Source organism: Nocardia transvalensis NBRC 15921, from assembly GCF_000308875.1.
Taxonomy (GTDB): Bacteria; Actinomycetota; Actinomycetes; order Mycobacteriales; family Mycobacteriaceae; genus Nocardia; species Nocardia transvalensis.
In genome coordinates this window covers 329,125-342,620 of sequence record NZ_BAGL01000128.1, presented here as the reverse complement: position 1 = coordinate 342,620, position 13,496 = coordinate 329,125, and the positions used below count along the sequence as shown (strand labels likewise).

The following is a 13,496-nucleotide window of genomic DNA, read 5'->3' as shown; positions in this document are numbered from 1 at the left end:
CTTGCGCAACTCCGGATTCGGGTCGGGTCCGCTCCCCCTCCTCCCCCTGACCCGCACCCACAATTCGTCACAGTGACATTTCTTGGGCGGGGGCTGTATCGCGCCAACTGCGCGAATCATGGTGACTCCGAACGGTGTACCGCTCCCCCGGGTGCGCGGTCAGCCGTGATAGCGGCGGTAGACCGGCACCGCGCCCGGGTGCAGCGCCACGCCGTTGGTGCCGATCAGTGAGCGCGCGTCGAGGAACTGGGTGCCGGCGGCTTCGGTGGGGACGAGTCGTTCGGCGCGGGTGATGAGGAGTTCGGTGACGGCGGCGGCGGCTTCGTCGGGCAGTTCCGGGGTGGTGACGAGGAGGTTGGCGACGCCGATGGTGCGGACGGCGGGTGAGCCCGGGTAGGCGTCGGCGGGGATGACGACGCGGTCGTAGAGGTAGCCGAAGCGGTCGCGCATCGGCTGGGCGAGGTCGCCGAGGTCGAGCAGGCGCAGGGCGCGGGGTATGTCGAGGACGCCGGTGGGGACGCCGCCCGCCCAGAGCAGGGCGTCGATGCCGCCGTCGTGCAGGGTGGTGACCGCGTCCCGCAGGCCGAGGTGGGTGACGGTGACGTCGGTGGCGGGGTCGAGTCCGGCGGCGCGCAGCAGTCGTTCGCCGGTGAGGGTGGCGCCGGAGCCGGGTGCGCCGAGGCTGATGCGGGCGCCGCGCAGGTCGGCGAGGGTGCGCAGGGGGCTGTGTGCGGCGACGACGAATTGCAGGTAGTTCTCGTAGACGCGGCCGAGGGCGACGAGGTGGCCGGGGTTGACGTCGACGGAGTCGGCGAGGGCGAGGGCGGCGTCGGCGTCGCCGCGGCCGAGTAGTTCGAGGTTGGCCAGCGAGCCGGTGGTGGTGACGGGCTGGATGTGGACGGTGCCGGGGTCGGCGGCGGCGAGGAGTGTGGTGAAGGCGTGGTAGAAGCCGCCGATCTCGCCGGCGGCGACGCGGACGGTGGGCGGGCCGTCGCCGCCGCAGCCGGTGAGGGTGGCGGCGGCGAGTGCGCTTGTGGCGCAGAGGAATCGGCGGCGGTTCATCGTGGTGTCGCGGCGGGGAGGCGGATGACGACCGATAGGCCGTGCGGGTGGACGGGGTGGATGGTGAGGGTGCCGTGGCGGGCTTTGACGAGGGCGGCGGCGATGGGGAGGCCGAGTCCGGAGCCGGTGGCCGAGGCGGTGGAGCCGCGGTAGAAGCGGGTGGTGAGGCGGTCGAGTTCGGTGTCGGGGACGCCGGTGCCGTTGTCGGTGACGGTGAGGGTGACGGTGTCGCCGTCGGTGGTGGCGAGGAGCCGGGTGTGGGCGCCGGGGCCGGCGTAGCGGCTCGAATTGCTGAGGGCGACGTCGAGGATCTGGGCGAGGGTGTCGGGGTCGGCGGCGGTGTCGAGGTGGGGGTGGGTGGTGTCGGTGGTGAGGGTGATGCCGGCGTGTTCGAAGGCGCTGCGCCAGGCGTCGACGCGGTCCTGGGCGACTTGGACGGCGTCGCAGGAGGATTCGGTGTCGGCGCGGGTGGGGTCGAAGTCGGTGCTGCCTTCGGCGACGGCGAGGGTGAGCAGGCTGTCGAGGAGTCCGGTGAGGCGTTCGAGTTCGGCGGTGGCGCCGTGGAAGGTGGCGGCGGCGTGTTCGGGGATGGCGGGTTCGAGGGAATCGAGGCGGATGGTCAAGGCGGCGAGGGGGTTTCGCATGGCGTGGGCGGTGTCGGCGATGAGCATGCGTTGTGCTTCGGTGGCGTCGGCGACGGCGTGGGCCATGGCGTCGAAGGATTCGGCGACGGCGCGGATTTCGGGTGGTCCGCCGTGGCGGTGGGTGATGGTGGCGTGTTCGGCGGTTTCGGGGCGGGGTTTGGGGAGGCTGGCGGTGAGGGTGGCGACGGCGGTGGACAGTTCGGCGAGGGGGCGCAGGACCCAGCGGGACAGGCCGACGGCGAGGGTCATGAAGACGGCGAGGGCGGCGAGGGCGCCGCCGGCGGCGAGGGCCCAGGTGCGGGTGATGTCGGCGCGGGCGCGGGTGGTGGAGGCTTGGATGAGGACGGCGCCGTTGACTTGGACGCCGGTGCCGATGGGGCGGGCGATGAGGACGGTGGCGGGGCTCCAGGGCATGAGTTGGGCGACGGGGGCGGGGCGCTGGTTGCGGCGGGCGGCGGAGAGGGCGGCGACGACGGCGGGGCTGGTGGCGTCGACGCCGGCGTTGGCGAGGGTGCTGCCGCGGGCGTCGACGACGAGGACGTTTTCTGCGTAGACCTGGTGGTAGCGGCCGACTTCGAGGGCGAGGACGCGGTTGTCGCCGGTGCCGGTGGCGGCGCCGGCGAGGGTGGCGAACCAGTCGGCGTCGCCGGTGCGGCCGAGGACGAGTTGCTGGGTGCGGCTGGTGGCGGCGGTGAGGCAGAGCGGGACGGCGAACGCCAGGACCGCGAGGGTGGCGAACGCGGTGAGGACCGCGAGCAGGCGTCGCCGCACGGTGTCACTCGCCCCAGCGGTAGCCGTAGCCGCGGATGGTGGTGATCAGTCCGGGGCGGTCGAGTTTCTGGCGGAGTCCGGTCATGTGGACGTCGAGGCTGCGGGAGACGGCGACGAAGGCGTCGCCCCAGATGCGGTCCATGAGTTGCTGGCGGCTGACGGCGGCGCCGGGGCGTTCGACGAGGGCTTCGACGAGTTCGAATTCCTTGGCGGTCAGGGCGATCGGTGTGCCGCCGACTTCGATGCGGCGGGCGGCGAGGTCGACGCGGACGTCGCCGGTGGTGACGATCTGTGCGGGTGGTTCGGTGGCCGCGGCGGCGCGGCGGGAGACGTTGTCGATGCGGGCGAGGAGTTCGGCGATGCGGGGTGGTTTGACGACGTAATCGTCGGCGCCGCCGCGTAGACCGCGGACGATGGAGCGTTCGTCGCTGCGGGCGGTGAGGATGACGACCGGGACGGTGCTGACTTCGCGGAGGCGGCGCAGGACGTGGAGTCCGTCGGCGTCGGGCAGGCCGAGGTCGAGGATGACGGCGTCGTAGCCGCGGTGGGAGGTGAGCAGGTCGGCGCCGCGGCGCATGCGGCGGGCGGTGTGCCCGCGCGCGGACAGCGCTTCCACCAGGGCGTCACCGACGCCGTCGTCGTCCTCGACTACTGCCAACCGCACCCTGTGATTCTCCAGTACTCCGGGAGCTTCCGCTGTTCAGGGGTGGACAGGTTGTTCGGAGGCGGCGTGGTCGTCGGCGTCGAGGGGTGAGTCGGCGGAGGTTTCGCGCATGAACCAGTAGGTGAGCAGGGAGATGAGGATGGTGGCGGAGACGTACCAGAAGAAGATCGATTCGTGGCCGATCTTCTTGAGCCACAAGGCGAGTGATTCGGCGGTGCCGCCGAAGAGGGCGGCGGTCAGCGCGTAGGGCAGGCCGACGCCGAGGGCGCGGACCTTGGTGGGGAAGAGTTCGGCTTTGACGATGGCGTTGATGGAGGTGTAGCCGGTGATGACGAGCAGGGCGGTCATCATGAGTGCCCAGGCGGCGACGGGGTTGGTGGTGTGGCCGAGGACGGTCATGAGGGGGACGGTGCCGAGGGTGCCGGCGACGCCGAAGAAGACGAGGAGTTTGCGGCGGCCGATGCGGTCGGACAGGGCGCCGGCGAGGGGTTGCAGGACGACGAACACCAGCAGGGCGAGGAAGTTGATCCAGGCGACGGTGGATTTGGAGATGCCCGAGGTGTTGATCATGTATTTCTGCATGTAGGTGGTGTAGGTGTAGAACGCGATGGTGCCGCCGAGGGTGAGGCCGACCACGAGCAGGCACTCGCGGGGGTACTGCAGCAGGACGCGCAGGGAGCCGCGGGAGGTGGATTCGCCGCCGCCGGTGTGCGGGGTCTGTTCGGCTTCGGCGCGGAAGGCGGCGGATTCGTCCATGCCGCGGCGCAGCAGCATGACGATGATGGCGCCGGCGGCGCCGATGGCGAACGGGATGCGCCAGCCCCAGTTGTCGAGTTGTGCGGTGGTGAGGAATTGCTGGAGCACGATCTGGACGGCGAGGGCGACGAGTTGCCCGCCGACGAGGGTGACGTACTGGAAGCTGGAGTAGAAGCCGCGTTTGCCCTGGGTGGCGACTTCGGACAGGTAGGTCGCGCTGGTGGCGTATTCGCCGCCGACCGAGAGTCCTTGCAGGAGCCGGGCGAGGAGCAGGATGGCGGGTGCGGCCAGGCCGATGGTCTGGTGGCCGGGGGTGACTGCGATGAGCAGTGATCCGGCGGCCATCACGGTGACCGAGAGGGTGAGTGCGGAGCGGCGGCCGAAGCGGTCGGCGTAGCGGCCCAGTGCCCAGCCGCCGATGGGGCGCATCAGGAATCCGACGGCGAAGACGGCGGCGGTGGACAGCAGCTGCGCGGTGGAGTCGCCTTTGGGGAAGAAGGTTTTGGCGAAGTAGACGCTGAACGCGGCGTAGACGTACCAGTCGTACCATTCGACCAGGTTGCCGATGGAGCCGCGCAGTACGTTGGCGACGACTCGGCGTTCACCGAAACGGCCCGGCACACTGCCGTCGGCGGTCGGCTGTGTCGTTGTCACAAGATCTCCTTTTCGACGCTTCGTCGCATCGTTCGAAGATCACTGTGTCGGTAGTCACATGCCGTGCGACAGTGTCCGGGCCGTTTTCTAACAGTCGCTTAGGACGCTGGTGCGACCTTCGGGATCTCGTCGGTGGTGGGTACTTCGGTGCCGCGCAGGGAGGCGCCGACGGTCTCGCGCAGGAAGAACCAGGCGACGAGGCCGATGAGGCAGGCTCCGACCATGTAGAAGGCGGGGAACAGATGCCATTCGGTGCGGTCGATGACCCATTCGTTGATCAGCGGCGCGGTGCCGCCGAAGGCCGCGGTGGACACGTTGTAGCCCAGGGCGAATCCGGCGTAGCGGACGTGGGTGGGGAAGATCGCCGGGAACGTGGCGGATATGGTCGACAGCTGCGGGACGTAGAGCAGGCCGAGGATCACGAATCCGAGGATGGCCCAGCCCAATCCCTGCCCCATGAGCCAGTACAGCGGGACGGAGAAGACGATGAGCGCGAGTAGCGAGAACAGCCACATGGGCCTTCGTCCGAAGTAGTCGGACAGGCCGCCGCAGATCGGCAGGACCAGCGCCATCACCAACTGCCCGATCAGCACCATCGCGGTGGTCTGGGATTCTTCCAGCCCGATGGTCTTGTCCAGGTAGGTGGGCATGTACGCCAGCAGCGTGTAGTTGACGACGTTGAGCGCGATGACGAGTCCCGCCATGGTGAGCAGTTCGCGCTTGTAGCCCTTCATCAGTTGCAGCAGGCCGGTTTTGGGTTGTTGCTTCTCGGAGACCTCGGTGAAGACCGGGGATTCGTCGAGCCTGTTGCGCAGGTACCAGCCGATGAGGCCGAGCGGGACGGCGAGCAGGAACGGGATGCGCCAGCCGAAGCTGGCCATCTGGTCGTCGTTGAGCAGCACCTGCATGAGCAGGACGACCGCGGAGCCGCCGGCGAATCCGCACAGGGTGCCGAATTCGAGGAAGCTGCCGAAGAAGCCGCGGCGGCGGTCGTCGACGCATTCGGCGAGGTAGGTTGCCGCGCCGCCGTATTCGCCGCCGGTGGAGAAGCCCTGGATGACGCGCAGGGTGATCAGCAGGATCGGGGCGGCGACACCGATGCTGGAGTGGCTGGGTAGCAGGCCGATGATGCCGGTGGCGCCGGCCATCAGCAGGATGGTGGTCGCCAGGACGGCTTTGCGGCCGATCTTGTCACCGAGCGGGCCCCACACCATGCCGCCGAGCGGGCGCAGCACGAACGAGATGGCGAAGCCGAGAAGGGTTCCCAAGGTCCCTAGTGTGCCGGGGAAGAACGCGTCGGTGAGGTAGGTGGCAGTCGCGGCATACGCTCCGTAGTCGTACCACTCCGTGGCATTTCCCATCGCGGCGGCGGCAACGGATCGTCGTTGCTGTGGTATCGGGTCGGCGCTGGTCACGCGCGCTCCTCTCCCCTATGTACGGTTGTTGCCGCGCCGAGGGTCGACAAGTGACACCCGGCACGAAGCCGGTGGGTACCCGATCGAGGGTTGCGGCAAACCGGGCGGGGGCGGCTGATCTGCGGTGGGCGGCGGCGTGACGTGCGCCGACATAGTCAATCGTGATCTGCGTCACACTGTTTCCGGTGTGACGGAAGTTTGCCTGTGTGACATGCGGCGGGTAGGTTACCCGCCCATGTCGACCGTGTGACCAGCGCGAATCCCCGGAGGTAGTGACGCGTGTCACGCACCGGCGCGACGGCCGCGGAGGTTGCCGGAACCGGCGCGACGGGCGCTGCGGCGCAACGAAATCGGCCGATCCGTCCCGTCGCGACCGTCGGCGATCTACCGTCTGGGAAAGTACGACGGCAGTGAAGCGAGACCCGCGATGAGCGAACCGATCACATCCTGTGCGGCGTTCCAGCGCGTGGCCGCGATCGATCCGGGCGCGGTGGCGGTCCGCGCGATCGGCGGGACCCCGGAACTGACCTGGCGCGAGTACGCCGAGCAGGTGCGCGCGGTCGCGGCCGGGCTGGCGGCGCTGGGGATCGGGCGCGGCGACACCGTCGCGCTGATGATGGCCAACCGGGTCGAGTTCTATCCCCTCGAGGTCGGGGTGCAGCACTCGGGCGCGACGTCGTTCTCGGTGTACAACACGCTGTCGCCCGCGCAGCTGCGCTACGTGTTCACCAATGCCGGGAACCGGATGGTGATCTGCGAACCGCAGTACGTGGACACCGTGCGCGCGGCCGGGGTGCCGATGGAGACCATCGTGTGCCTGGACCGGCCGCTGCCGGGCACGCTCGGCGTGGCGCAGCTGACGGCGCTGGGGCGCGGCGACTTCGACTTCGACGCGACTTGGCGGTCGGTGCGCGCCGACGACATCGTCACCCTCTGCTACACCTCCGGCACCACCGGCGACCCCAAGGGCGTCGAACTCACCCACGCCAACCTCGCCGCCGAGGTGTACGGGTACGCGTCGGTGATGCCGGTGGCGTTCGGCGACCGCCAGACCTCGTATCTGCCCAGCGCGCACATGGCCGACCGGGTGACCGCGCTGTACCTGCACGAGTACTTCGGCAGCCAGATCACCGCCGTGCCCGACCGCGCGCAGCTGCCCGCGGCGCTGGCCGACGTGCACCCGACCATCTGGGGCGGGGTGCCGCGGGTGTGGGAGAAACTGCAGGCGGCCATCGAATTCTCCGTCGCCGCCGAACCCGATCCGGACCGGCGCGGCGCGCTGGAATGGGCGCTGGGCGTCGCGCGGCGCAAGGCCGAGGCGCGGCTGGCCGGGCGGCCGCTCGGCGCGGACCTCGAGGCCGAGTGGGCGCTCGCCGACGCCCGGGTGCTGTCGGCGCTGCGCGCGAAAATCGGCCTGGACCAGCTGAAGTGGGCGTTGTCGGGTGCGGCGCCGATCCCGCCGGCGACGCTCGGCTTCTTCTTCGGCCTCGGCATCCCCATCTCGGAGGTGTGGGGGATGTCGGAGCTGACCTGCGTCGCGAGCGTCAGCCCGCCCGAGCAGGCGCGGCTGGGCACCGTGGGGCGGCTGCTGCCGGGACTGGAGGGCCGCATCGCCGAGGACGGCGAATATCTCGTGCGCGGCACGCTGGTCATGCGCGGATACCGGGGCGAGCCGGGCAAGACCGCCGAGGCGATCGATGCCGACGGGTGGCTGCACACCGGCGACGTCCTCACCCGCGACGCCGACGGCTACCTGCGCGTGGTCGACCGCAAGAAGGAACTGATCATCAACAGCGCGGGAAAGAACATGTCCCCCGCCAACATCGAGAACGCGGTCAAGGCCGCCACACCGTTGATCGGGACGCTGGCCGTCATCGGCGACAACCGCCCCTACGTCACCGCGCTGATCGTGCTCGACGCCGATTCCGCGCAACCGTATGCCGCCCAGCGCGGTCTCGCCGACGCCTCCGCCGCGGCGCTGGCCGCCGACCCGGAGGTGATCGCGGCCATCGCGGCCGGTGTGGCTGCCGGTAACGCCGTCCTGTCGCGGGTGGAGCAGGTCCGGCGATTCACCGTGCTGCCGGTGTTCTGGGAGCCCGGCGGCGACGAGGTGACCCTCACGATGAAGTTGCGGCGCAGGCCGATCGCCGCGAAATACGCCGGCGAGATCGAGCGGCTCTACGCCCGGGAGCCGGGCACCGCGGTGCACGAACCGCCCGAACCCGTGCCCGTCACCTGACCTGTCCGGGAAATCGTCACCCGCACCGCGTAGATTGACCCCGACGTTGCCGAGGGTCGGGATGTTCCGGCCGCACGCCTCCCGAGGGGGACTTCGACGTGACCACCACCCTCTCCGGGTTACGGAGCTGGCTGCTGCAGGGCGCCGACGAGGATCGATACTCGAGCCACCCCGGGCCGATGGTGAAGCAGGCCGCCGAACACCATCAGCGGTCGTGGTGGCGGGTCATGTGCCTGACCGGTGTCGACTACTTCTCCACGCTCGGCTATCAGCCGGGGATCGCGGCGCTGGCCGCCGGGGTGCTCTCGCCCATGGCGACGCTGGTGCTGGTGGCGCTCACCCTGTTCGGGGCGCTGCCGGTGTACCGGCGGGTGGCGCGGGAGAGCCCGCACGGCGGCGGCTCGCTGGCGATGTTCGCCCAGATCCTGCCGCGCTGGACCGGAAAACTGTTCGTGCTGGTGCTGCTCGGATTCGCCGCCACCGACTTCGTGATCACCATGACCCTCTCGGCGGCCGACGGCGCCGCGCACATCGTCGAGAACCCGTACGTGCCCCACGCCCTGCACGGGCACGCGATCGCGATCACGCTGGTGCTGCTCGCGGCGCTGGCGGCGGTGTTCCTCAAGGGATTCGCCGAGGCCATCGGCATCGCGGTGGTACTCGTCGGCAGCTACCTCGCGCTGAATCTCGTGGTCGCGGTCGCGGGGCTGTACCACGTGTTCACCGCGACGGGCCTGATCGTGGACTGGACGCACGCGCTGCGGACCGAACACGGCAGCGTGGCCGCCATGGTGGGGATCTCGCTGCTGGTGTTCCCGAAACTGGCGCTGGGACTGTCCGGATTCGAGACCGGGGTGGCGGTGATGCCGCAGATCAAGGGCGCGCCCGGGGAGACCGAGGACGATCCGCGCACCCGTATTCTCGGCGCCCGCAAGCTGCTCACCACCGCCGCGCTCATCATGAGCGCCTTCCTGCTCGTGTCCAGTCTCATCACCGTCGTGCTGATCCCGGAGCAGGAATTCCGGTCCGGTGGCGCCGCGAACGGGCGCGCCCTGGCATTCCTCGCCCACCGGTATCTGGGCAACGGGTTCGGCACCGTCTACGACCTGTCGACCATCGCGATCCTCTGGTTCGCCGGCGCCTCCGCGATGGCGGGACTGCTGAACCTGGTCCCGCGCTACCTGCCCCGCTACGGGATGGCGCCGGAATGGGCGCGCGCGACCCGGCCGCTGGTGCTGGTGTTCGCCGTCATCGCCGTCGGCATCACCGTCTACTTCCGTGCCGACGTCGACGCCCAGGGCGGCGCGTACGCGACCGGCGTCCTGGTGCTGATCACCTCGGCCGCGGTCGCGGTGACACTGTCCGCGGCGCGGAAACGCCAGCGGCACAAGACGATCGGGTTCGGCGCGGTCGCCGCGGTCTTCGTGTACACGACGATCACCAACATCGTCGAGCGGCCCGAGGGCGTGCAGCTGGCGTCGCTGTTCATCCTGGCGATCATCGTGGTGTCGTTCGTGTCGCGGGCGCGGCGGGCATTCGAACTGCGGGCCATCGAGGTCGACTTCGACGACCGCGCGGCCTGGCTGATCGACAAGATCGCCGCCACCGGCACCCTCCGCATCGTCACCCACGCCGTCGACCGAGCGGAGGACGAACAACCCGACGAGTACCGGGAGAAGGAGGCGCAGCAGCGGCTCGAGAGCCACATCCCCGCCAAGGACCCGGTCCTGTTCCTCGAGGTGATCGTCAAGGACGCCTCCGAATTCTCCACCGACCTGCACGTCACCGGATTCGAGGTGGACTGCTACCAGGTGCTGAAGGTGGAGGCGGCCGCCGTCCCCAACTCGATCGCGGCGATCCTGCTCGCCATCCGCGACCGCACCGGCCTCAACCCGCACGTGTATTTCGAATGGACCGAAGGCAATCCGCTGGTCAACCTGCTCAAGTTCCTGTTCGTCGGCGAGGGCGAGGTCGCGCCGGTGACCCGGGAGATCCTGCGACGCGCCGTGCCCGACCCCCATCAGCGCCCGCACGTCCACGTCGACAGCTGACCTCCGCCACCGGCGGGCACGGCTGGAGTACCGTCGGACTATGAGCGACTACAACCAGCAGGGTCGCGACTACTACTCCTCGCAGCGACCCGATCCGCACTACGGGCAGCAGGTCCCCCGCGGGCCGCGGGTCAGCTTCGCCAGACTCTGGGCCGGCGGTGTCGGCGCCGCGATCGTGGTGGCGCTGGTGATCGTCGTCGGGGTGCTGCTGGTGCGCGGGGTGCTCGGCTACGGACTGCTGGCGCCCGAGGGCGACGGCACCTACGGCAACGCGAGCACCACCGGCTACGCGCTCGGCGGGGCGCTGGTGGCGTTGCTGGCCACCGCGCTGCTGACCGTGCTGCTGCTGTTCATGCCGAATCCGCTGACCCTGTTCACCTGGATCGTCTCCCTGTGCACGGCCGTGGCGGTGCTGCTGCCGTTCACCCTCACCGCCGACCACGCCGCCCAGTTCGCCACCGCCGCCATCAATCTCGTCGCGGGGTTCGCCCTGGCCACCGTCCTCGGTTCCGCCGCCCGCGCCTCCATCGAGGGCCCCACCCGCTGACACCGGCGCCCGCGCCGATCGCCTAGCGTTGTACGAGGGTCGACCGGTGACGGAGGTGTGATGCAGGTGCGGATCCGGGCCGCGCTCGCGTGGCGCGGGCTGATCGCGCTGTCGGCATGGTCGGGACTGGTCACCGGGGACAGTTCGCTGGTGTACTTCACCGTCCAGAGCAACGTCGCCGCACTCGCCTACTACCTCGGCGCGGTGTACTGGATGTCGCGGCGCGCCACCACCGACGCGCCCGCGCCCCGGCTACGGGGCGCGATCGTGCTGTACATGACGATCACCGGACTGGTCGCGCATCTCGTGCTCGAACACGGCGCCAACCCGCTCCCGGGCCTGGTCTCCGGTCCCGGCCTGCTCAACGACTGGTCGAAGTTCCTGCTGCACTACCTCACACCGCTGCTGGTGATCGCCGACTGGCTGACGCTCGGCCCGCGCAACGCCTCCCGCTGGCGCGACATCCCGCTGTGGCTGTCCTTCCCCGTCTGCTACGCGGCCGTGGTGCTGGCGCGCGGGGCGCTGTTCCCCGATTTCCCCCACCGCTACCCCTACCCCTTCCTCGACCCCACCGGCGGCTACGACCGCGTGCTCGCCGGAATCGCCGATCTCACAGTCGAATTCGTCGTCCTCGCCGCGCTCGTCGTCGCCGCCGACCGCGCGGCCACCCGCCTGCACCATCGCCGCCGCGAACCTGCGCCCGCTCCCGCCGAATGACGCGCCGGGGCCAGGGCCGGTTATTCGCGGGGTACGACGCCGTCCAGTAACACCTCGAAGAAGTGGACGGCCTGCGACGGGTCGCCGGCTCGGGCCACGGCCGTGGTGAGGGCCAGCAACTCCATCGTGCCGAGGTCGCGGCGGATCGTGCCGGCTTCCTGTGCCGCGGCGACCAGCGGCGCCGCGGCCTGGTAGATCGCGCGGTGCCAGGCGGCGACCTGCGGCGGCTCGATATCCCCCTCGTAGCCGGCCGTGACCGCCTCGCCCAGGACCCGGCTCTCGGTGATGTGGACGACCATCTCCCGTAGCCAGGCGACCAGCGCCGCACCGGGCTCTCGCGCGGCCCCCAGGTGGCCCGCGCTGTCGCACAGCGTCCGGATCCGCTGGTCGTAGACGGCCTCGACGAGCTTCTCCCGCGACGAGAAGTGGCGGTACAGCGTGGCGTTGCCGACCCCGGCGGCCTTGGCGATGTCGTCCAGCGACGCGTGCACGCCTCGTTCGTCGAGGACGGCCGCGGCGGCGGACAGCAGACGCTCGCGATTGCGCTGCGCGTCGGCCCGGCGGAGCGGAGGAGAAGTCATGGGGCACAGAGTACTTGCCAACCGGGGATTGCTCCCCGTATCGTCGGCACATCAAACGGGGAACACTCCCCGTTTCAGGAGAGGACGACCGTGACCGACACCGAATCGCCGGCAGCCGTGGTGCAAGCCCTGATCGCCGGCCGCAACGCAGACATCGAGACCAGCTTGCGGCTCATCGCCCCGGAGTCGCTGGACCAGGGCGAGCGGGTCACCCGCGAGGACTGGCGGCGTAAATGGGAACAGACGCGCGCGGCGTGCCCCGACATGGAGGTGATCACCGAGCACAGCGTGGAGAACGGCGAATGGGTCGCCCACCGGTACACCATCCGGGGTACCCATACCGGCGACATCTTCGGCGCCGCGCCTACCGGCAAGCCCTTCGTGACCGGCGGCATCGACATGGTCCGCGTCGTCGACGGCCTGCTCGTCGAGCATTGGGCCTACGCCGCGCCGCTGCGGAACGGGGACTGACCCGGCACGACCGCGGTACCGCTCAGCCGCCTGTCACGAGGGCCGCCCGTCAGGCAGCGGGTGTGTTCGGTCAGGCGGGCCAGACGTCGGTCAAAACCGTTGCGGCGGTGACGGATTGGCGGACGCCGGCCTGGTAGGCGGGGACGAGGACGGCGGGGTCGAAGACGTCCGGGCCGAAGGCGGCGACGGCCTCGGCGTCGGGGGCGAGGGAGACGACGGTGGCCGCGCCCAGTTCGCCGTCGGTGGCGGTGCGGGGGAACATGTGGGCCAGCGGTTCGACGATCACCACCAGGTCCGCGCCCGACGCCAGATCGGCGTTGATCGCCGAGCGGATGCCGCCGTCGATGTAGGTGCCGCCGTCGATCGGGATCGGCGGGAACACGCCCGGCACCGCGGTGCTCGCCGCCAAGGCCTGCGGCAGCGACGCCGCGCCCGTACGCGTCCACACTCGCAGGTCGCCCGTGCCGATATCGATCGAGGTGATCAGCAGATCGCCGGGCGGCCACTGCGACTGGCCCACCAGCGCGAGCATCCGCTCCACGTGGTCGGCCGGATCACCGGCCCCCGCGGCCAGCGCCAGCTCCCCCACCCGCCGGCGCGCCGGGCGCGGGTCGGGGCCCTGGGCGGCGAGGATCCCGAAGATCTCCGACACCCGCCCCAGATCCGCGCGCACCGGCGCCGCGCCGCGGCGTGGCGGGTTCAGCAGGCGGGCGATATCGCCGTCACCGGCGAGGACCGCGCCCACCACCGCGCCCGCCGAGGTGCCGACGAACCGGTCCGCGCGGCCCAGATCGACGCCCTGTTCGCGCAGCCCGACCGCTAGCCCCGCCATCCACGAGATGCCGACCGGCCCGCCGCCGCCCAGCACGAGCGCGGAGCGGAAACCGTTGGGCGACACCGGGGAAACCATGCCCTCACCCTACC

At 70.5% G+C, this 13,496-nt stretch carries 12 protein-coding genes; 5 read left to right on the top strand and 7 right to left on the bottom strand.

The genetic code is table 11. The features are described from left to right. Positions 1–159: 159 nt before the first annotated feature. The 5 genes from ON41_RS38590 to ON41_RS38570 form a co-directional block, all read right to left on the bottom strand. The gene (locus ON41_RS38590) at positions 160–1,062 is read right to left on the bottom strand and encodes a TAXI family TRAP transporter solute-binding subunit (RefSeq protein ID WP_040754348.1); all 903 of its coding nucleotides are present in this window, start codon (positions 1,060–1,062) and stop codon (positions 160–162) included. Continuing rightward, positions 1,059–2,477, bottom strand: a complete 1,419-nt coding sequence (locus ON41_RS43585) for a sensor histidine kinase (RefSeq protein WP_040754347.1) — start codon at positions 2,475–2,477, stop codon at positions 1,059–1,061. The genes ON41_RS38590 and ON41_RS43585 overlap by 4 nt, the downstream gene beginning before the upstream one ends. Before the next feature lie 4 nt (positions 2,478–2,481). Next, positions 2,482–3,141 (bottom strand): response regulator transcription factor, encoded by a 660-nt coding sequence (locus ON41_RS38580; RefSeq protein ID WP_040754346.1) that lies wholly within the window; start codon positions 3,139–3,141, stop codon positions 2,482–2,484. A gap of 36 nt (positions 3,142–3,177) precedes the next feature. Continuing rightward, positions 3,178–4,551, bottom strand: coding sequence for an MFS transporter (locus tag ON41_RS38575; protein WP_174411404.1), 1,374 nt, complete (start codon positions 4,549–4,551; stop codon positions 3,178–3,180). 98 nt (positions 4,552–4,649) lie between these two features. Then, positions 4,650–5,912, bottom strand: coding sequence for an MFS transporter (locus ON41_RS38570; protein WP_040754345.1), 1,263 nt, complete (start codon positions 5,910–5,912; stop codon positions 4,650–4,652). Positions 5,913–6,393: 481 nt separating this feature from the next. Between ON41_RS38570 and fadD11 the strand changes: the two genes are divergently transcribed. The 4 genes from fadD11 (at position 6,394) to ON41_RS38550 (ending at position 11,520) form a co-directional block, all read left to right on the top strand. Then, positions 6,394–8,205, top strand: a complete 1,812-nt coding sequence (fadD11, locus tag ON41_RS38565; RefSeq protein WP_040754344.1) for a fatty acid--CoA ligase FadD11 — start codon at positions 6,394–6,396, stop codon at positions 8,203–8,205. 179 nt (positions 8,206–8,384) lie between these two features. Then, entirely contained in the window at positions 8,385–10,256 is a 1,872-nt protein-coding gene (locus ON41_RS38560) for an APC family permease (RefSeq protein WP_246461867.1), read from the top strand. Positions 10,257–10,296: 40 nt separating this feature from the next. Further along, positions 10,297–10,803, top strand: coding sequence for a DUF6069 family protein (locus ON41_RS38555; protein ID WP_085995928.1), 507 nt, complete (start codon positions 10,297–10,299; stop codon positions 10,801–10,803). A gap of 60 nt (positions 10,804–10,863) precedes the next feature. After that, a complete protein-coding gene (locus tag ON41_RS38550) occupies positions 10,864–11,520 on the top strand; it encodes a Pr6Pr family membrane protein (RefSeq protein ID WP_040754342.1) in 657 nt (218 codons plus the stop codon). Positions 11,521–11,540: 20 nt separating this feature from the next. Here the strand turns inward: ON41_RS38550 and ON41_RS38545 are convergent, their stop codons facing one another. Then, a complete protein-coding gene (locus ON41_RS38545; protein WP_040754341.1) occupies positions 11,541–12,101 on the bottom strand; it encodes a TetR/AcrR family transcriptional regulator in 561 nt (186 codons plus the stop codon). A gap of 90 nt (positions 12,102–12,191) precedes the next feature. Here ON41_RS38545 and ON41_RS42190 point away from each other — a divergent pair, with 90 nt between their 5' ends. Continuing rightward, on the top strand, positions 12,192–12,572 hold the full coding sequence (locus ON41_RS42190; protein ID WP_051163531.1) for an ester cyclase: 381 nt from the start codon (positions 12,192–12,194) through the stop codon (positions 12,570–12,572). A gap of 70 nt (positions 12,573–12,642) precedes the next feature. Here ON41_RS42190 and ON41_RS38535 read toward each other — a convergent pair whose 3' ends face one another. Beyond that, on the bottom strand, positions 12,643–13,482 hold the full coding sequence (locus tag ON41_RS38535; RefSeq protein WP_051163529.1) for a patatin-like phospholipase family protein: 840 nt from the start codon (positions 13,480–13,482) through the stop codon (positions 12,643–12,645). Positions 13,483–13,496 lie beyond the last annotated feature (14 nt).